The organism is Cellulomonas phragmiteti (genome assembly GCF_016862775.1).
GTDB classification, from domain to species: Bacteria; Actinomycetota; Actinomycetes; order Actinomycetales; family Cellulomonadaceae; genus Cellulomonas; species Cellulomonas phragmiteti.
Genome location: NZ_BONP01000031.1, coordinates 23,700 through 40,668, shown reverse-complemented (window position 1 = coordinate 40,668; position 16,969 = coordinate 23,700). Strand labels below are relative to the sequence as shown.

Genomic DNA, 16,969 nt, shown 5'->3' with positions numbered 1-16,969 from the left:
CACGGGCGACCGTCGCCGAGCTGACCCCGAGCCGGTCGGCCAGCAACCGACTCGACCAATGCGTGACGCCCAGCTTCTTCGGCGGCGGCTTCAACGTCGCCGTCACGATCGCGGCATGGTCGGTCGTGCGCGGACGGCCCGAGCGCGCCTGGTCGACCAGCCCGGCCAGCCCTTTGCCCAGGTAGCGACCACGCCACAGCAGCACCGTCGGGACCGAGACCCCCACGACCTGCGCGATCCGCGCGTTCGCCTCCCCGTCCGCGGCCAGCAGCACGATCCGGGCTCGACGCGCCGCGCCGGCACCGATCCTCGATGCCCGCAGCCACCGCTCGAGCTCCTCGCGATCGCCCGCACGCAATGTCAGCGCCGGAGCAGGTCTGTTCGCCATGCCACATGGTCTCGAACCCAAACCATAAAGGCACTTACGACACGCGACACTAGTGGCCGTGGCCGGGGACCTTCCGCGCATGCGGCGATCGCCCGCTAGTCTCGGCGCCGCACCCGACCGGACCCGGAGAAGATGCGTGAACGCGCCCCAGCAGTCGACCGTCGAGCTCAGCACGTCCCCGGCAGGCATCGCCCGCCTCCTGCTGCTGGGCGTGCTCATGACCGCCGCCTCGGCCTGGCTCGTCGTGCTCGACGGCGGGGTCCTGATGACCGTCACCGGGTGGGTCGGTGTCGTGTTCTTCGGCGGGTGCGGGGTCCTGTGGGTCGCGCGGGCCGTCCGGCTCCGCGGTCGCGTCGTGACGATCTCCCCCGAGGGCTTCCGTGACCTGCGGGTCGCCCGCGAGGTCGTGCCGTGGTCCGAAGTCCTGGAGATCTCGACGTGGACGCACTCGGGCCAGCAGGTCATGGTCCTGCGCGTGCCGGACGAGGTGTGGGACCGCCTGAGCCTCACGGTCATCGCGCGCTCGTCGCGCCGCGCGAACCGGGCACTCGGTGTCGACGGGCTCGCCATCTCCGCGCAGGGCCTGCGCGCGACCTACCCGCAGATGTTCGAGGCGACCGTGCGTGCGGCCTCGGCCGCGTGGGAGGCGGGCCACGGGCCCGGTGCTCGCCCCGCCGGCAGCTGATCGGCGCGCTGGTTCACCCGGCCGCGGGCGGCGGGGCCCGTCGGCCCTGCGTAGCGTCCGGACCATGCCCCGCGACCGCGCCGCCGACCGTTCGCACGTCCCCGGCTGGGCGCTCGCGTCCGCGGTGGCCGCACCCGTCGGCATGATCGGCGGCTGGACCGTGGCCGCCGCGCTCCAGGACGCGTTCGACCCGGTGCGCGAGACGATCAGCGCGCTCGCGGCGTCCGACGCGACCGCGCCGGGGGTCATGACCGCGGGACTCGCGCTCACGGGAGTCGCGCACGTCGTCACGGCCGCCGGGCTGCGGCCGCTGCCGCGGGCCGCCCGGGCGCTGCACGCGCTCGGCGGGGTCGCGACGCTCGCCGTCGCGGCGCTGCCGGTCGACGTGTCCGCCCGCCCGCACGGGATCGCCGCCGGGATCGGGTTCGTCGCGCTCGCGCTGTGGCCGGCCGCGGCGTGGCGGCCGGCCGGCCGTGGCGTCCTCAGCCGGCGGGTCGCACTCACCGCGGCCACCGTGCTCTCCGGCTTGCTCGTGCTGTTCGTCGCGGAGCTCCAGGGCGTGACGCCCGATGGCGGAGCGGCGACCGGCCTGACCGAGCGGCTCGTGGCCGGGGCGCAGGCGCTGTGGCCGCTCGTCGTCGTGGTCGCGCTGCGCCGCGAGCAGGGCCGCACGCGTCGGCCCTGACCCTCTGCACCCCGCGCCCCGCTCACCGCCGCGTCGACACCGTCACCGTGAACTTCGGGTCCCGCCCCACCTGCCGCGTCGGCCCGACCACCTGCTCGAGCGTCGGCCGGTAGTGCAGGTGCGAGTTCCACACCGCCCAGAGCTCGCCGCCGGGCCGCAGCACGCGCGCGGCCTCGGCGAACAGCGCGTGCGCGGCCGCGGGTGCGACGGCGGCGCCGACGTGGAACGGCGGGTTCAGCACGACGACGTCCACGCTCGCGTCCGGCAGGTCGCCGGCGCCGTCGGCGCGCGTGACGGTGACGCGGTCGGCGACGCCGTTGGCATCGACGGTCGCGCGCGCCGACGCGACCGCCGCCGCCGACTCGTCGGTCGCCGTCACCACCAGGCCCGGGCGCAGCCGGGCGAGCGCGACGGCCAGCACCCCGGTGCCGCACCCTAGGTCGACTGCCGTGCCCGCGGTCGTCGCCACCCCGTCGAGGTGGGCCAGCAGTGCGCGCGTCCCGATGTCGACGCCCGTCCCGGCGAACGCCCCTCCGTGCGCGCACACCACCAGGCCGTCGTGCTCGGCCCGCTCGGGCCACCGCCGCGCCGGCCGCTCGCCCGCCGGCCGCTCGCCCGCCGGCCGCGGCGCCGACGCGACGAGCACCCGGGACTTCTGCCGTGCGAGCCGCGCCTCGACCACCGCGAGGTGCCGCCCGAGGACGTCGTTCATCGCCGTCGTCATGTGCTTGACCCGCCCGCCGGCGACGACCACGACCGACGGGTCCGCGTGCTCGGCGACCAGGGCGGCGATCTCGTCGAGGGCGTCGAGCGCGCGCGGCAGCTGCAGCAGGACGAGCCGCGCGCCGGCGACCAGCTCGCGCGTCAGACCGTGCGACGTGAACCCGCCGAGCCCGAGGCGCGCGGCGTTCGCGTGCAGCGCCCGCTCCCCGGTCAGCCGGTCCTGGTGCGTGCGGACCCCGGTCACGCCGTGCCGGGCGACCGCCCCCAGGGTCAGCGCCCCGTACCGGTCCCCGATCACCACGACGGTCCCGTCCGTCGCGCCCGCGAGCGCCTCTGCGGCCTCGTCGAGCACCAGCCGGTCCGTCGCGTCGACGGCGTACAGGTTGGGCGCCTCGACGTCGGGGTGGCGCCGCAGGCTGTCGAGGACGTCGCTCACGACGTGCGGCGGGGTCGGGTCACCGGGCCGAGGCTAGCAACGGGCGCCGCGCCGGACGCCAGGCGCCAGGCCGCGGTGTTTGTGGCGTCCGCGAGACCGGGATCAGGTGACTGACCAGCCGCGAGGATCGACCTGAGCCCGGTCTCGCGGTTTCGCGGCGAGGAGGTTCGCGGCGAGACGCCCGATAGCCTGGCGCCGCCCCGATCGCCGCCGATCGACCCGAGGAGACCCGTGCCCGCACGTCGTACCGGCGTGGCCACCGCCCTGGCCGCCCTGCTGGTGGTCGTGGGGGTCCTCGCCGCGGCGCTCAGCGGTCCGCTGACCCTCGAGGCGCGGCCGCGCGTGGAGCCGACATGGACGCCGCCCGTGGCCACGGACGTGCCGACGAGCACGCCCGCCCCGGCGGCGCAGGACCTGGGCGAGGCCCCGCCGACCCCCGCGTGGGCGCAGTGGCTCGTGCGGGCCGTGCAGGCCCTCGTGGTGCTCGCCGCGCTCACCGCCCTCGCGCTGCTGCTGCGCTACGTGACGCGCGGCTGGCGGTGGGACCGCCCCGACCCCGACGCGGACGACGTCCCGCCGGGCGACGACGCGGGGGAGGAGCTCGGGGACACGGCCGTGGCGGTCCTGCGCGAGGGCGTGCAGGAGGCGACGCGGGCCCTCGAGGACGACGTCCCGCCCGGTGACGCCGTGATCGGCGCGTGGCTCGCGGTGGAGACCGCCGCGGCCCGCACGGGCGTCGTCCGCGACCGCGCGCAGACCGCCAGCGAGTTCGCCGTGCAGGTCCTCGACGCCACCCGTGCCGACCCGGCGGCCACACGGGAGCTGCTGCGGCTGTACCTCGCGGCCCGGTTCGGCACGCACGGGGTGGCCGTCGACGACGTGCGACGCGCGCGGGACCTGCTGGGCGTCGTCGGGCAGGGGCTCGTGCCGCGCGAGCCGGCCCCGTGAGCGCCCGGCAGGCCCGTCCGGGCCGTGCGGGTCCGGTGCGCTCCGTCCTGCGGACGGTGGGGCAGGCCGCCTGGCGCCCGGTCGTGATCGCGGCGGCCGTCGGCCTGGTCGCCGCCGCGCTGGGCATGGTCCCGCGGTCCGCGGTCGTGGTGGCGCTCGCCACCGGGACGCTCGCCGCGGTGCTGCTGCGCGTCGACGCCGTGCCGGAGCCGCGCCCCGCGGGACGCACGCACCACGCCCGGGACGGTGCGCGCGGCGAGGTGCAGGACCTCGCGTGGTCGATGGCGGGCCGCGACGGACGCGCCGGCGAGCGGGCCCTGCGGCACCTGCGCACCGCCGCGGCACGCCGCGTCGCGCGCCACGGCCTGGACCTGACCGACCCCGAGCAGGTCGACGCGGTCACCGCGCTGATCGGTGCGCGCGCCCACGGCACGCTCACCCGTCGGCAGCACCCCCTGCCGACTCTGCCCGACCTCGTGCACACCCTCGGCGTCCTCGAACGCCTCGGCCCCACCCGCACGCGTCCGGCGACGCCCCACCCCGGCACCGACCCCCACCCCGCCCCCGACCCCCACCCGAGGAGCCCCCGATGACGTCGACGCCCGAGCCCACCACGGCGCCGACCGCCACCCCGGCGACCGCCCCGTCCGCCCCGTCCGTCGCGGACGTGGCCCGCGACGGCCGCGCCGTGCTCGACGAGGTCGCCACCGCCGTCGTCGGCATGACCGAGCCGCTGCGCATCGCGCTCGCCGCGCTGCTCGCCGGCGGGCACGTGCTGTTCGAGGACGTCCCGGGCCTGGGCAAGACGCTCGCCGCGCGCAGCCTGGCCACCGCGCTGGGGCTGGACTTCCGCCGCATCCAGTGCACGCCGGACCTGCTGCCGTCCGACGTCACGGGCTCGAGCGTCTTCGACCCGGCGACCTCGCAGTTCGAGTTCCGCCCCGGCCCGGTGTTCACGGGACTGCTGCTCGCCGACGAGATCAACCGCACCGCCCCCAAGACGCAGTCGGCGCTGCTCGAGGCGATGGCCGAGCGCCAGGTCAGCGTCGACGGGACGACGCACCCGCTGCCCGCGCCGTTCCACGTGGTCGCGACGTCCAACCCCGTGGAGTACGAGGGCACGTACCCGCTGCCGGAGGCGCAGCTCGACCGGTTCATGGTGCGGCTGGCCGTCGGGTACCCCGAGCGGTCCGCCGAGGTCGACGTGCTGACCCGGCGCCTCGCCCGGCGGCAGGAGGGCGCGTCGGTGCGGCAGGTCGTCGACGGGGCCACGCTGCTCGCCATGCAGGCGGGCGTCGAGGCCGTCGAGGTCGACGCCGACGTGCTCGCGTACTGCGTGGACCTCGCCGCCGCGACGCGCGCGCACCGTGCGGTGGAGGTCGGGGCGTCGCCGCGCGGGTCGCAGGCCCTGGTCCTGGTGGCGCGTGCGCTCGCGGTGCTCGACGGCCGCGACTACGTGACCCCGGAGGACGTGAAGGCCGTCGCCGCCCCGGCGCTCGCGCACCGGCTGTCCCTGACGCCGCAGGCGTGGGCCGCCGGCCTGGCACCCGAGGCCGTCGTGACCGAGGTGCTCGCGCAGGTCGCCGGGCCGACGACGGCACGGCGCGCGTGAGCCTGCCGGAGGCGCCACCGGCCCGTCCGCCCACGTGGGTGCCGGACGTCCCGGCGGAGGACCCGGGGGCGGCGACCGGGCCGTGGACGCCCGCGCTGGCGGCGACGTGCGCGTCGGCCGCGTGCCTCGTCCTGCTCGTGCTGGGCGTGCTCGCCGCCCGCCCGGACGTCGCGGTGCTGGGGGCCGCCCCGCTGGTGCTGGCGGTCCGGGCGCTGCGGGCGCGGCCGACGGGGGCCGTCCAGGCGCGCTTCGAGGCCGGCGACGACGACCCGGGGGCCCCGAGCAGGGCCGGGCGGCTGCACGCGACGCTGGTCCTCGACGGACCCGCGCGCTGGGGGCTCGTCACCACGACGCGGCAGGGCCGCGCGGGCGCCGAGGTCCTCGTCCGCGCCGTCGGCGGCCGTCGCCTGCCGGTCGTCGCGAGCACCGTGCGCACCGGGCCGCAGGAGATCGCCGCGGCCGACGTGCAGGGCGTCGGGCCCGACGGCGCGAGCGTGGCCGAGCCGACCCCGGCGGTCACCCGCTCGACCGTCGTGCTGCCGTCGACGACGCCGCTGCTCGACCTGCCGCTGCCGCAGCGGCTGCGCGGCCTGACCGGACCGCACGAGTCCCGCCGTCCCGGCGAGGGCGGCGGGCTGCGCGACGTGCACCCGTGGGTGCCCGGCGACCGGCTGCGCCGCATCGACTGGCGCGTCACCGCCCGCCGCTCGCCGGACCTGTCCGAGCTGTACGTGCGGCGTGAGCACGCACAGGCCGAGGCCGTCGTGGTGCTCGTCGTCGACTCCCGCGACGACCTGGGACCGGACCCGCGCACCTGGCGGGGGTCGGTGGCACCGCGCCCGCAGGACGCCACGTCGCTGGACCGTGCGCGGCAGGCCGCCGCGTCGCTGGCCCGCGCGTACCTCGAGCGCGGCGACCGCGTCGGGCTGGACGACCTGGGGGTGCGACGGCGCCCGGTGCCGCCCGGCGGGGGACGCCGGCAGCTCGACCGGATCCGTCACGCGCTCGCGCTCACCGCGCCGGAGGGTGAGCCCGCCGCGCGGCTGCGGCCCCCGCGGCTGCCGTCGGGTGCCCTGGTCGTGGTGTTCTCCACGTTCCTCGACGAGGAGTCGGCGCAGGTCGCCGCGCGGTGGCGGACCGCCGGGCACCGGGTCGTGGCCGTTGACGTGCTGCCGCGGGTGCGTGCCGCCGGGCTGTACGACCGCGAGCGGCTGGCCCTGCGGATGATGACGCTGACGCGCGAGGACCGGATGGCCGAGCTCGTCGACCAGGACGTGGAGCTGGTGACGTGGCGCGACGAGCCCGCGGTGGCGCTGCGGGTGCTCGCGCGCCGTGCGCAGCGCCGTGCCGGGGCGGGGGTGCCGCGGTGAGGGCCCGGTACGGGTCCGAGGGCCTGGGGGCGTGGGTGCTCGACCGCGTCGGGACGGGCGCCCGGGCCCCGCGCCGGCGCGGGGAGCCGCCGGAGGTCGACGTGCGGACGTCGCGCAGCGTGCCGTCCGTGACGGTGCGTGCCGCGCTCGCGCTGGTGGCGGTCGCGGCCGTGGTCCTCGCCGTGACCGCGCCCGGGAGCGTGGTCCCCCCGGGTGTCGTCGCGCTGCTGCTCGGGGTGGCCCTGGCGCCGGCCGTGGTGCCGCGCTGGCCGGTCGCGGCCCTGGTGGTGCTCGTCGTGGGCGTGCGGGTGTGGCTCGCCGACCCGGTGTCGCCGCTGGTGCTGGCGACGCTGGTGCTGCTGGTGCACGTGCTGCTGCGGCTCGCGGCGGTGGCGGCGCGCACGACCTGGCGCACGCGCGTCGAGGTCGCGGTGCTGACCGACGACTGGCGGGCCGCGCTCGCGGTGCAGGGGGGTGTGCAGGCGCTCGCGCTGCTCGCGGGCGCGGTCGCCGCGGCGGGGGACGACGGGGCGTGGCGGCTCGCCGGTCTGGCTGCCGTGCTGGGGCTGTCGGTGCTCGCGCTGGCGCGGCCCGCGCGGCCGTGGTGGCAGGGGCGCCCGGGCGCCTGAGCCGACCACAGTCCCGCTGCCGGGCGGCGGCGTCCCCAGGGCCCGTCGCGCGCCGGCCCGCGACGTCGGCGAGGTCCCTAACGTCGCGGCCATGTCGACGACCGTCATCTCCGCCGCGCTCGCGGACGTCCGCGCCCAGGTGTGGGCCGCGCAGGTCGCGGTGGTGCGCGCGGGTGCCGCCACCTGGGCGGGCGGCGCGGCCGACGCCGCCGAGGTCCGTCGTGCCGACCTGCTGGCGGACCTGCGGCGCTGCCTCGACGCCCTGGACGCCGCGGACCGGCTCGTGGACGTCGCGCGGCGGGCGGAGCAGCAGTGCGTCCCCGGCCGGGCCGTGGTGCGCGCGGGGGTGGCGGCGTGGGCGTGAGGGACGGCCGGTCGCTCACGCTCGGTGGCGGCGGTCCGGTGCTCGTCGACGCGGCCGAGCTGGTCGCGGCGGCCCAGCGGCTGCGTGGTGCGGCGGACGGGCTCGACCACGCGGACGTCCGGCTGGGTGCCGCGGCGTGGCGGGCGGGGACGCTCGCGGCCGACGTGCCGGAGGCGGGTGCGCTGTTCGACGCGCTCGACACGGTCCGGCGTGCGACGTGCGGACCCGCCGGCCTCGCGCGGGACGTGCGCGACCTCGCGGCGCGGACGCGTGACGCCGCCGCGGCCTACGACCTCGCGGAGACCGACGCGCAGGCCCGGTGGGCGTCGGGCGTCGGCCTGCTGGGACGGGTCGTGGGTGCCGGGCCGCTGGGTCCGGCGCTGCTGGGCAGCGCCGCGCTGGGCGTCGCGATCGGGGACCTGCTGCTGGCCGAGGCGCGGTCGCTCGCCCTCGACCCGTGGGGCACCCTGTCGCCGCTCGGGCTCCGCGACGACCTCGAGCGGCTCGCCACCGTGCCGCAGCGCGTGGTCGCCGACGGGCGCGGGGCGCTGGTCCTGCAGCTGCTCGCGGCGGCGCTCGGGTCCGTGACCGGCGCCCACGGGCCGCACCTCGACCCCGTCCGACGGTTCGCCGCGCACGTCGCCGGGCTGCTGCCCGCGCGCGACGTGCGGCTGGTGCCGCGCGCCGACCCGCCGGACCTGCCCGCACCGCGGGGGATCGAGGGACTCGTCGACCTGGTCGCCCGGACGTACGACGAGGACACCGCGACGGGCGAGCCGGGCACCCCGCTCGCCACGGTGACGGTGCAGCGCCTCGACCACGCCGACGGCACCCGCTCCTGGGTGGTGGCCGTGCCCGGTACCCGGGCGGCCGGCCTGACGGGCGACGTGCCCACCGACAACGGCACCAACCTCGCGCTCGAGGGCGGCGTGCCCGACGTCATGACGCGCGCGGTCATCGCGGCGATGGGCGAGGCCGGGATCGGTGCCGGGGAGGCCGTCGCGCTGGTGGGGCACAGCCAGGGCGGCATGGTCGCGACCAACGTCGCGGCGGCCACGGCCGGGACGTACGCGGTGCGGCTGGTCGTCACCGCCGGGTCGCCCGACGTCCCGGCGGTGACCCCGCCCGGTGTGGCCACCGTGACCCTGCGGCACCGTGAGGACGCGGTGACGATCCTCGACGGCCGGGTCGGCGAGCGCGGGGGACCGGACGCGCTGTCGGTGGTGCGGGACCTCGCACCCGCGGGCGGGACGCCGCCGTCGTTCACCGAGGCCCACTCGGTGGCGGAGTACGCACGGACGGGCGCCCTGGTGGACGACGCGCTCGGCGAGCTGCCGCCGGACGACCCGGTGCGGCGTGCGCTGACCGACGTGTTCGGGGCGACGCCGACCGGGGCCACGACGACGCAGGTCACCGTGACCGCCGCCCCGCCACCGGCGCCCGTCGCGCCGCCCGCGCCGCAGGTCGCGCGGCCGATCACCCCCGTGCCCGCCGCGCCGGGGGGTGGACCGTTCGACGCACCCGGTGCGCCACCGCCGTGGCCGCCGACCCCTCGGACGCCGTGGTCCCCGTAGCGGGCGGCGGGTCGACCCGGCGGACGCGGGACGCCTGCGCGCCCGAGCAGGTCGGGGTCGAAGCGGCTGCCCGTCAGTCCCGGGACGACGTCATCGACGACAGCACGAAGCTGACGACCGACACGATGAGGGCGCCCAGCACCGCGGTGCCGAAGTTGTCGATGCGCAGGCCCCACGTCGTCTGCTCGGTGATCCACGCGGTGAGCATGAGCATCAGGGCGTTCACGACCAGCGTGAACAGCCCGAGCGTGAGGATGTACAGCGGGATCGAGATCACCGCGACGATCGGCTTGACGACCGCGTTGACCAGACCGAACACCAGCGCGACGAGCAGCACGATCCCGACACGCTCCGCCGTCGACTCACCCCCGACCACTGCCAGGCCGGGCAGGAGGAGCGTCGCCAACCAGATGGCGACACCGCTGACGAGTACGCGCGCGACGAATCCCATGCCCCGATCCTGCCACCGGAGCCTGTCCGGCGGCAGATCCGGTGCGGACGCCGCACCCGACGCGCGACGGGTGGCATGCTGACCGGCGTGAGCCGCGTCCCTCTCCGTCGTGCCTTCTCCGACCTGCCCGCGTACGTCCCGGGCGCGCGCGCCGCGGTCGGTGCCGCCGCGTACAAGCTGTCGTCCAACGAGAACCCGTACCCGCCGCTGCCGTCGGTGGTCGCGGCGATTGCCGACGCGGCCGTCGACGTCAACCGCTACCCCGACATGTACGCCACCGAGCTCACCGCGGCGATCGCGCAGCGCCTGGGCGTCGCCCCGGAGTCCGTCGTGGCGGGCACGGGCTCGGTCGCGGTCCTGGGGCACGTCCTGTCGGCCGTCTGCGAGACCGGCGACGACGTCGTGCTGCCGTGGCGCTCGTTCGAGGCGTACCCGATCGCCGTGACCCTCGCGCACGCGCACCAGGTCCGCGTCCCCGTGCTCCCCGACGGCCGCCTCGACCTGCCGGCGATGGCCGCCGCGGTCACCGACCGCACCCGCGTCGTCCTGGTCTGCACGCCGAACAACCCGACGGGCCCCGCGGTGCGCGACGCCGAGCTGCGCGAGTTCCTCGACGCGGTCCCGCGCGACGTGCTGGTCGTGCTCGACGAGGCGTACGTCGAGTTCGTCCGGGACCCCGACGCCCCCGACGCGCTCGCGCTGTTCGCCGCCCACCCCAACGTCGTGCTGCTGCGCACGTTCTCCAAGGCGTACGGCCTGGCCGGCCTGCGCGTCGGGTACGCCGTCGCGCGACCGCGCCTCGCCGCGGGCATCCGCACGGCGTCGACGCCGTTCGGCGTCTCGCACGTCGCGCAGCTCGCCGCCGTCGCGTCGCTGCGCGCCGAGACCGAGCTGCTGACGCGCGTCGACGCGATCGTCGCCGAGCGCACGCGGATGCTCGACGGACTGCGCGCCCAGGGCTGGGACGTGCCGGACAGCCAGGCCAACTTCGTGTGGCTCGCGCTCGGCGACAGGACGGCGACGTTCGCGGACCGCTGCGCGCAGGCCGGTGTGCTGGTGCGGCCGTTCGCCGGCGAGGGCGTGCGCGTCAGCGTGGGCGAGACCGAGGCGACCGACATCTTCCTCGACGTCGCCGCGGAGCAGGCCCCCCGCTGACGGTCGGCCGTCCGCGCGCCGACGTCGCAGGATCGTGCGGGGTTGCCGTCGTCCCGCGGCGGGAACCCCTCACGATCGCGCAGCCGTGCTCTGCCGTGTGCGCGGGGCGGCTGTGGGATGTCGACAACGGGGGCTCGGCAGGGTTTGTCGGGCTTCGGTCCTACTAACCTACGGGTGCGTAGCCTACGCTGACGTAGGTTCGCACCCCAGGCGAAGGAGAACCGCGTGAGCACGTCCGCACCCGCGGCCGACGGCCCCCTGACCGACGACGGTCTCGTCCAGCTGCTCACCCCGGCAGGCGAGCGCGTCGCGCACCCCGAGTACGACGCGTGGGCCGCCGAGCTCGACGGCGAGCGGCTGCGGGCGATGTACCGCGACATGGTCCTGACCCGCCGGTTCGACACCGAGGCGACGTCGCTGCAGCGCCAGGGCGAGCTCGCGCTGTACGCGCAGTGCCTGGGCCAGGAGGCCGCGCAGATCGGCTCGGGCCACGCGCTGGCCCCGCAGGACCACGTGTTCCCGTCGTACCGCGAGCACGGCGTGGCCCTCGCGCGCGGGCTGGAGATGACCGACCTGCTGCGGCTCTTCCGCGGCGTCGACCACGGCGGCTGGGACCCGGCCGCGCACGGGTTCCACCTGTTCACGCTGGTCATCGGCTCGCACACGCTGCACGCCACCGGCTACGCGATGGGCGTGCAGCGCGACGGCCTCGTCGGCACCGGCGACCCGACGCGCGACACCGCCGTCGTCACGTACTTCGGGGACGGCGCGACCGCGCAGGGCGACGTCAGCGAGGCCCTCGTGTTCAGCTCGGTCAACCAGGCGCCCGTCGTGCTGTTCTGCCAGAACAACCAGTTCGCCATCTCCGAGCCCACGTCCCGCCAGTCCCGGGTGCCGCTCGCCGACCGCGCCCCCGGCTTCGGTGTGCCGTCCGTGCGCGTCGACGGCAACGACGTCGTCGCGACCTACGCGGTGACCCGCCAGGCGCTGGAGCGCGCACGCAGCGGCGGCGGCCCCACGTTCGTCGAGGCGTTCACGTACCGCATGGGCGCGCACACCACGTCCGACGACCCCACCCGCTACCGCACCTCGGAGCAGGAGGAGCACTGGCGCCGCCGCGACCCGATCGAGCGGCTGCGCGTGCACCTCGAGCGCACCGGCGAGCTGCCCGAGGTCTTCCAGGCGCAGCTCGCGGCCGAGTCCGACGCCTTCGGCGAGCACGTCCGCGCCGCGGTGCGCGCGATGGGGCACCCGTCGCCGCACAGCATGTTCGAGCACGTCTACGCCACGCCGCACGCCGTCGTCGAGAGCGAGCGGGCGTGGTTCGCGCAGTACGAGCAGTCCTTCGTCGGCCCCGACGGCCGCACCACGGGAGGCCACCGATGACCGTCACGAGCGAACGCACCCGGCAGGCCACGACCGACCTGCCCCCGGCACCGGCCCCCGCGCCCTTCCCGACGGGCACGCAGCGTCTGCCGATGGCCAAGGCGCTCAACCTCGGCATGCGGCGCGCGCTGGCCAACGACCCGCGCGCCCTGCTCATGGGCGAGGACATCGGCCGCCTCGGCGGCGTGTTCCGCGTGACCGACGGGCTGTTCGCCGAGTTCGGCGAGGACCGCGTCGTCGACACCCCGCTCGCGGAGTCCGGCATCGTCGGGACCGCGATCGGCCTGGCGCTGCGCGGGTACCGGCCGGTGGTCGAGATCCAGTTCGACGGGTTCGTGTTCCCCGCGTTCGACCAGATCACCACGCAGCTGGCCAAGATGCACTACCGCTCGCAGGGGCGCCTGAAGCTGCCCGTCGTCATCCGCATCCCCTTCGGCGGGGGCATCGGCGCCGTCGAGCACCACAGCGAGTCGCCCGAGGCGCTGTTCGCGCACACCGCGGGCCTGCGCGTCGTGTCCCCGTCGACCCCGGCCGACGCGTTCACGATGATCCAGCAGGCCATCGCCTCCCCGGACCCCGTGATCTTCCTCGAGCCCAAGGGCCGGTACTGGGAGAAGGGCGACGTCGACCTCGACGCCCCCCTGCCCGCGCCGCACGGCGGCCCGGCGGACCTCGACCACGCGCGCGTCGTGCGGGCGGGCACCGACGTCACGGTCGTCGCGTACGGCCCGACGGTCGCGACCGCGCTCAAGGCCGCCGAGGCCGCCGCCGCGGAGGGCACGAGCATCGAGGTCGTCGACCTGCGCACCATCTCGCCGCTCGACACCGCGACCGTCGCCGCGTCCGTGCAGCGCACCGGTCGGTGCGTCGTCGTCCACGAGGCGCCCGTGCTCTACGGGTCCGGCGCCGAGGTCGCGGCCCGCATCACCGAGGAGTGCTTCTTCCACCTGCAGGCGCCCGTGCTGCGGGTCGGGGGGTTCCACACCCCGTACCCGGTCGCCAAGATCGAGCACGACTACCTGCCCGGTCTCGACCGGCTGCTCGACGCCGTCGACCGCGCCCTCGCGTTCTGACCCCCGCCGCCACCGGAGAGCCCCGCGTGCCCACGTACCAGCAGTTCCCCCTGCCCGACGCCGGCGAGGGCCTGACCGAGGCCGACATCGTCACCTGGCACGTCGCCGTCGGCGACCGCGTCGAGGTCAACCAGACGATCGTCGAGATCGAGACGGCCAAGTCGCTGGTCGACCTGCCGTGCCCGTGGACGGGCGTCGTCACGCGGCTGCTGGTCGACGTCGGCCAGACGGTCGAGGTCGGCACCCCGATCATCGAGGTCGACGTGGACCCCGGCGGCGCCGCCCCGGCACCCACCGCCGCCCCGGCCGCCGAGGGGGTGCGCGCACGCCAGCCGCACGCCAGCCGCTCGTCGGTCGAGCCCGGCGGCGCGGACGAGGTCGGGTCCGTCCGCGACGAGCTGCGCACCGCCGCCGCGTCGGACGACACCGCCGGGTCCGGCGCCGTGCTCGTCGGGTACGGCGTGGCGGACGGCACCGCGACGCGCCGGCAGCGGGCGACGGCGCCGGCCGCGACGTCCGCTCCGACGACGGCCCCGACGACGGCCCCGACGTCCGCCCCCGCGGACACCTCGGCGACCCGCCCCGACGGCACCGCGCACGCGTTGGCCAAGCCGCCCGTCCGCAAGCTCGCCCGCGACCTCGGGGTCGACCTCGACGCCGTCACCCCGACGGGCCCCGGCGGGATCGTCACCCGCGAGGACGTGCTCGCGCACTCGGTGCGCGCCGAGGGTCGCGAGCTCGCGACGTACCCGGGCGACGACCGCCCGTGGGCCGCGGGCGGCGTCGTCAGCCCCGACGGCCGCCAGACGCGCGTGCCGGTGAAGTCGGTGCGCAAGCGGACCGCCGAGGCGATGGTGTCCAGCGCGTTCAGCGCGCCGCACGTCACGGTGTTCCACACGGTCGACGTCACGCGGACCATGAAGCTGGTCGAGCGGCTGCGCGCCGACCGGGAGTTCGCGGACGTGCGCGTCACGCCGCTGCTGGTCGCCGCCAAGGCGCTGCTCATGGCCGTGAACCGCCGCCCCGAGATCAACGCGTCCTGGGACGAGGCCACGCAGGAGATCGTCTACAAGCACTACGTGAACCTCGGCATCGCCGCGGCCACACCGCGCGGGCTGGTGGTGCCGAACATCAAGGACGCGCACCGCCTCGACCTGCTGGGCCTGGCACGCGGGCTGGGGGAGCTCACCTCGACGGCGCGGGCGGGCCGCACGTCGCCCGCCGACATGTCCGACGGCACGATCACCATCACCAACGTCGGGGTGTTCGGCATCGACACGGGCACCCCGATCCTCAACCCGGGCGAGGCCGCGATCCTCGCGTTCGGCGCGATCCGTCAGCAGCCGTGGGTGCACAAGGGCAAGATCAAGCCCCGCCACGTCACGCAGCTCGCGCTGAGCTTCGACCACCGGCTCGTCGACGGCGAGCTGGGCAGCCGCGTCCTGGCCGACGTGGCCGCGGTGCTGGCCGAGCCGGCGCAGGCGCTCGTCTGGGGCTGACCCCGTCCTCGGGCGTCGACGGGTGTCGGCCGTCCGAGGGGTGGGACGAGGTCTCGACGGGACCGGGCTCAGCCACGGCCACGGGCTGCGTGAGGGCCCTGAGCCCGGTCTCGCGCACCGCCCGTCCCAGGACGTGGCGTGGACCGGCCGGCGGGAGGTGCCGACGGGCGACGACGGCCGCCGGCAGGCACTGAAGCGATTCGGTGCCTGGACCGCGGAGGCCCCGCGGGTGATGTTCGGCGGATGCCGCCCGCCGAGACGACGCTCGCGCCGGGCCGGACCCCGGGGGTGCTGGCCCGCGGTGCCGGCCTGACCGCCGCCGTGCTCGCAGGCGCCGTCGCGGGCCACTGCCTGGCCGGCGGGCACGTCCCCGGGCCGGCCGTGCTCGGCGCCCTCGGCGCGCTCGTCCTGGTCGTCGGGGTGCTGAGCGCGCGCAGCGTCGCCCGGCGCAGCACCCGGGTCACGGCCGTGCTGGCCGCCGCCGTGCTCGCCGCGGCCCTGCACCCGCTGCTCGTCCTGCTGGCGGCACCGACCGCGACCGCCGCCGCTCCCGGTGGGCACGCCGCGCACGGCGCCGCACCCGGTCAGGACGGGGCGACGACCGCGGGGCCGGCACCCGTGGACCTCGACCCGCTCCTGCGGGCCGGGATCGACCTCGACGCCGTGCGGGCCGCGGGCACCGACCTCGACGCGCTCGTCGCCGCGGGCCTCGACGCGCCCACCCTCGCGGCCGCGGGCCTCGACCCGGCCGACCCGCACGCCCCGCACACCGTGTCCTCCCTGGTGGCGGCGGCGGACCGGGCGGCGGCAGCCGGCGACGGGGCCGCCGCGGCCGCCGCACCCGACGGCGACGCCGGGCCCGTGATCCGCGACACCCCCGCCCAGGCCCTGGGCCTGCCCGAGGTCGGGCGGCAGGTCGCGCTCGCGGTGACCGTGCTGCTCACCGCCCTGCTCGCCGTCGCGACGCTCAGCGTGCCCGCGCACCGTCGCCGTCCCGCACTGCGGTCCGCGGCCGCGTGAGGCTCCCGCGCCCGTTCGCCCGCACCGGGGCACCCGTGATGGGATCGAGGGACCCCGCCCCTGCAGGAGAGGTGCTCGTCGTGCCGTCCGTCGTCCCGTCCCCCCGCCCGCTCACCCCGCGGCGCGCCGGAGCGCTCGCCGCGCTCGCGCTGCTGCTGGCGTCGCTCGGGACGGCGCTGCTCGCGTCGCCCGCCGCCGCGCACAACACGCTGCGCTCCACGGACCCCGCCGACGGCTCGACCGTCGCGACCGCGCCCGCGCAGGTCACGCTCACGTTCGACCAGCCGGCGCTCGAGCTCGGGACGCAGATCGTGGTGACCGGCCCCGACGGCGTGGCCGTCAGCGACGGCCCCGTGCAGCTCGTGGACGTGTCGGTCGTCCAGCCGCTCGTCACCACCCTGCCGGCCGGGACGTACGACGTCGCGTGGCGCGTGACGTCCGCGGACGGCCACCCGCTGACCGGCGCGTTCACGTTCACCGCGACGGAGCCGGTGGGCGTCCCCGCGCCGGCCGAGGAGCCCACGGACGCGAGCGAGCCGACGGACGCCGCCGCGACGACGGCCGAGGCGACGCCCGCGGCCGAGCCGAGCGACCCGGCCTCGCCGACCGAGGAGGTCGTCGCGACGCCGATCAGCGCCGAGCCCGCGCAGGACGGCCTGCCCGCCTGGGCGTGGGCCGGGCTGGCGGTCGCCGTGCTGGCCGCGGGCGGGATGGTCGCGCTGCTCGTCTCCCGGCGTGGGCTGGACGGCGCATCCGGCACCGGCACGGGTGCCGGCGCCGCGCCGGGGCCCGACCCCACCACCGACCCCAGCGTCGACCCCACCACCGACCCGACCACAGGGCCCGGCCCCGGCGGCCCGCTCGACGGTCCGCCGCCCCGCGCGTGACCCGCCGGGCCGTGCGCCGCGGCCCCGTCGCCGGCGGCCCGGTGCCACCCGCGTGCGGCCTCGTCAGGCCCGCTCGCCCGGCTC

At 77.4% G+C, this 16,969-nt stretch carries 18 protein-coding genes; 15 read left to right on the top strand and 3 right to left on the bottom strand.

The features are described 5' to 3' along the window. The coding region (locus tag Cph01nite_RS17165) for a helix-turn-helix domain-containing protein (RefSeq protein WP_203675942.1) at positions 1-388 on the bottom strand (388 nt) is incomplete at its 3' end. A 136-nt stretch (positions 389-524) separates the two neighbouring features. Here Cph01nite_RS17165 and Cph01nite_RS17160 point away from each other — a divergent pair. After that, positions 525-1,073, top strand: a complete 549-nt coding sequence (locus Cph01nite_RS17160) for an STM3941 family protein (RefSeq protein WP_203675940.1) — start codon at positions 525-527, stop codon at positions 1,071-1,073. A 64-nt stretch (positions 1,074-1,137) separates the two neighbouring features. Then, positions 1,138-1,758 (top strand): DUF998 domain-containing protein, encoded by a 621-nt coding sequence (locus Cph01nite_RS17155; protein ID WP_203675938.1) that lies wholly within the window; start codon positions 1,138-1,140, stop codon positions 1,756-1,758. 22 nt (positions 1,759-1,780) lie between these two features. Here the strand turns inward: Cph01nite_RS17155 and Cph01nite_RS17150 are convergent, their stop codons facing one another. Then, the gene (locus tag Cph01nite_RS17150) at positions 1,781-2,917 is read right to left on the bottom strand and encodes a class I SAM-dependent methyltransferase (protein WP_203675936.1); all 1,137 of its coding nucleotides are present in this window, start codon (positions 2,915-2,917) and stop codon (positions 1,781-1,783) included. A gap of 231 nt (positions 2,918-3,148) precedes the next feature. Between Cph01nite_RS17150 and Cph01nite_RS17145 the strand changes: the two genes are divergently transcribed. The 7 genes from Cph01nite_RS17145 (at position 3,149) to Cph01nite_RS17115 (ending at position 9,414) form a co-directional block, all read left to right on the top strand. Continuing rightward, positions 3,149-3,865, top strand: a complete 717-nt coding sequence (locus Cph01nite_RS17145) for a DUF4129 domain-containing protein (RefSeq protein ID WP_203675934.1) — start codon at positions 3,149-3,151, stop codon at positions 3,863-3,865. Next, positions 3,862-4,458 (top strand): hypothetical protein, encoded by a 597-nt coding sequence (locus tag Cph01nite_RS17140; RefSeq protein ID WP_203675932.1) that lies wholly within the window; start codon positions 3,862-3,864, stop codon positions 4,456-4,458. Before Cph01nite_RS17145 ends, Cph01nite_RS17140 begins: the two co-directional genes overlap by 4 nt. Continuing rightward, positions 4,455-5,477, top strand: a complete 1,023-nt coding sequence (locus Cph01nite_RS17135) for an AAA family ATPase (protein WP_203675930.1) — start codon at positions 4,455-4,457, stop codon at positions 5,475-5,477. The genes Cph01nite_RS17140 and Cph01nite_RS17135 overlap by 4 nt, the downstream gene beginning before the upstream one ends. After that, the gene (locus Cph01nite_RS17130; RefSeq protein ID WP_203675928.1) at positions 5,474-6,847 is read left to right on the top strand and encodes a DUF58 domain-containing protein; all 1,374 of its coding nucleotides are present in this window, start codon (positions 5,474-5,476) and stop codon (positions 6,845-6,847) included. The genes Cph01nite_RS17135 and Cph01nite_RS17130 overlap by 4 nt, the downstream gene beginning before the upstream one ends. After that, on the top strand, positions 6,844-7,476 hold the full coding sequence (locus Cph01nite_RS17125) for a hypothetical protein (protein WP_203675926.1): 633 nt from the start codon (positions 6,844-6,846) through the stop codon (positions 7,474-7,476). The genes Cph01nite_RS17130 and Cph01nite_RS17125 overlap by 4 nt, the downstream gene beginning before the upstream one ends. A 91-nt stretch (positions 7,477-7,567) precedes the next feature. Further along, positions 7,568-7,840 (top strand): hypothetical protein, encoded by a 273-nt coding sequence (locus Cph01nite_RS17120; protein WP_203675924.1) that lies wholly within the window; start codon positions 7,568-7,570, stop codon positions 7,838-7,840. Then, complete coding sequence (locus Cph01nite_RS17115) at positions 7,831-9,414, top strand: hypothetical protein (protein ID WP_203675922.1); 1,584 nt, start codon at positions 7,831-7,833, stop codon at positions 9,412-9,414. The genes Cph01nite_RS17120 and Cph01nite_RS17115 overlap by 10 nt, the downstream gene beginning before the upstream one ends. Before the next feature lie 73 nt (positions 9,415-9,487). On the opposite strand, the gene Cph01nite_RS17110 is transcribed toward Cph01nite_RS17115, so the two are convergent. Beyond that, complete coding sequence (locus Cph01nite_RS17110) at positions 9,488-9,865, bottom strand: phage holin family protein (RefSeq protein ID WP_203675920.1); 378 nt, start codon at positions 9,863-9,865, stop codon at positions 9,488-9,490. 75 nt (positions 9,866-9,940) lie between these two features. Here Cph01nite_RS17110 and hisC point away from each other — a divergent pair, with 75 nt between their 5' ends. From hisC to Cph01nite_RS17080, 6 genes are all read left to right on the top strand, one after another. Further along, positions 9,941-11,020 (top strand): histidinol-phosphate transaminase, encoded by a 1,080-nt coding sequence (hisC, locus tag Cph01nite_RS17105; protein ID WP_203675918.1) that lies wholly within the window; start codon positions 9,941-9,943, stop codon positions 11,018-11,020. Between the two features lie 225 nt (positions 11,021-11,245). Continuing rightward, a complete protein-coding gene (pdhA, locus tag Cph01nite_RS17100; protein ID WP_203675916.1) occupies positions 11,246-12,406 on the top strand; it encodes a pyruvate dehydrogenase (acetyl-transferring) E1 component subunit alpha in 1,161 nt (386 codons plus the stop codon). Further along, entirely contained in the window at positions 12,403-13,479 is a 1,077-nt protein-coding gene (locus Cph01nite_RS17095) for an alpha-ketoacid dehydrogenase subunit beta (RefSeq protein ID WP_373307600.1), read from the top strand. Before pdhA ends, Cph01nite_RS17095 begins: the two co-directional genes overlap by 4 nt. A gap of 26 nt (positions 13,480-13,505) precedes the next feature. Continuing rightward, positions 13,506-14,978: a dihydrolipoamide acetyltransferase family protein gene (locus Cph01nite_RS17090; RefSeq protein ID WP_203675914.1), complete on the top strand. Its 1,473-nt coding sequence runs from the start codon at positions 13,506-13,508 to the stop codon at positions 14,976-14,978. 243 nt (positions 14,979-15,221) lie between these two features. Further along, positions 15,222-15,998, top strand: coding sequence for a hypothetical protein (locus Cph01nite_RS17085; protein ID WP_203675912.1), 777 nt, complete (start codon positions 15,222-15,224; stop codon positions 15,996-15,998). An 80-nt stretch (positions 15,999-16,078) separates the two neighbouring features. Next, positions 16,079-16,885 carry a copper resistance CopC family protein gene (locus Cph01nite_RS17080; RefSeq protein ID WP_203675911.1) on the top strand — a complete coding sequence of 269 codons (807 nt, stop codon included), beginning with the start codon at positions 16,079-16,081 and terminating at the stop codon, positions 16,883-16,885. Positions 16,886-16,969 lie beyond the last annotated feature (84 nt).

Bases quoted from the DNA above. Each gene is read 5' to 3' on its own strand.
- Cph01nite_RS17155 (WP_203675938.1), top strand. From the start codon at position 1,138: ATGCCCCGCGACCGCGCCGCCGACCGTTCGCACGTCCCCGGCTGGGCG.
- Cph01nite_RS17135 (WP_203675930.1), top strand. From the start codon at position 4,455: ATGACGTCGACGCCCGAGCCCACCACGGCGCCGACCGCCACCCCGGCG.
- Cph01nite_RS17120 (WP_203675924.1), top strand. From the start codon at position 7,568: ATGTCGACGACCGTCATCTCCGCCGCGCTCGCGGACGTCCGCGCCCAG.
- Cph01nite_RS17110 (WP_203675920.1), bottom strand. From the start codon at position 9,865: ATGGGATTCGTCGCGCGCGTACTCGTCAGCGGTGTCGCCATCTGGTTG.
- hisC (WP_203675918.1), top strand. From the start codon at position 9,941: ATGCTGACCGGCGTGAGCCGCGTCCCTCTCCGTCGTGCCTTCTCCGAC.
- Cph01nite_RS17095 (WP_373307600.1), top strand. From the start codon at position 12,403: ATGACCGTCACGAGCGAACGCACCCGGCAGGCCACGACCGACCTGCCC.
- Cph01nite_RS17085 (WP_203675912.1), top strand. From the start codon at position 15,222: ATGCCGCCCGCCGAGACGACGCTCGCGCCGGGCCGGACCCCGGGGGTG.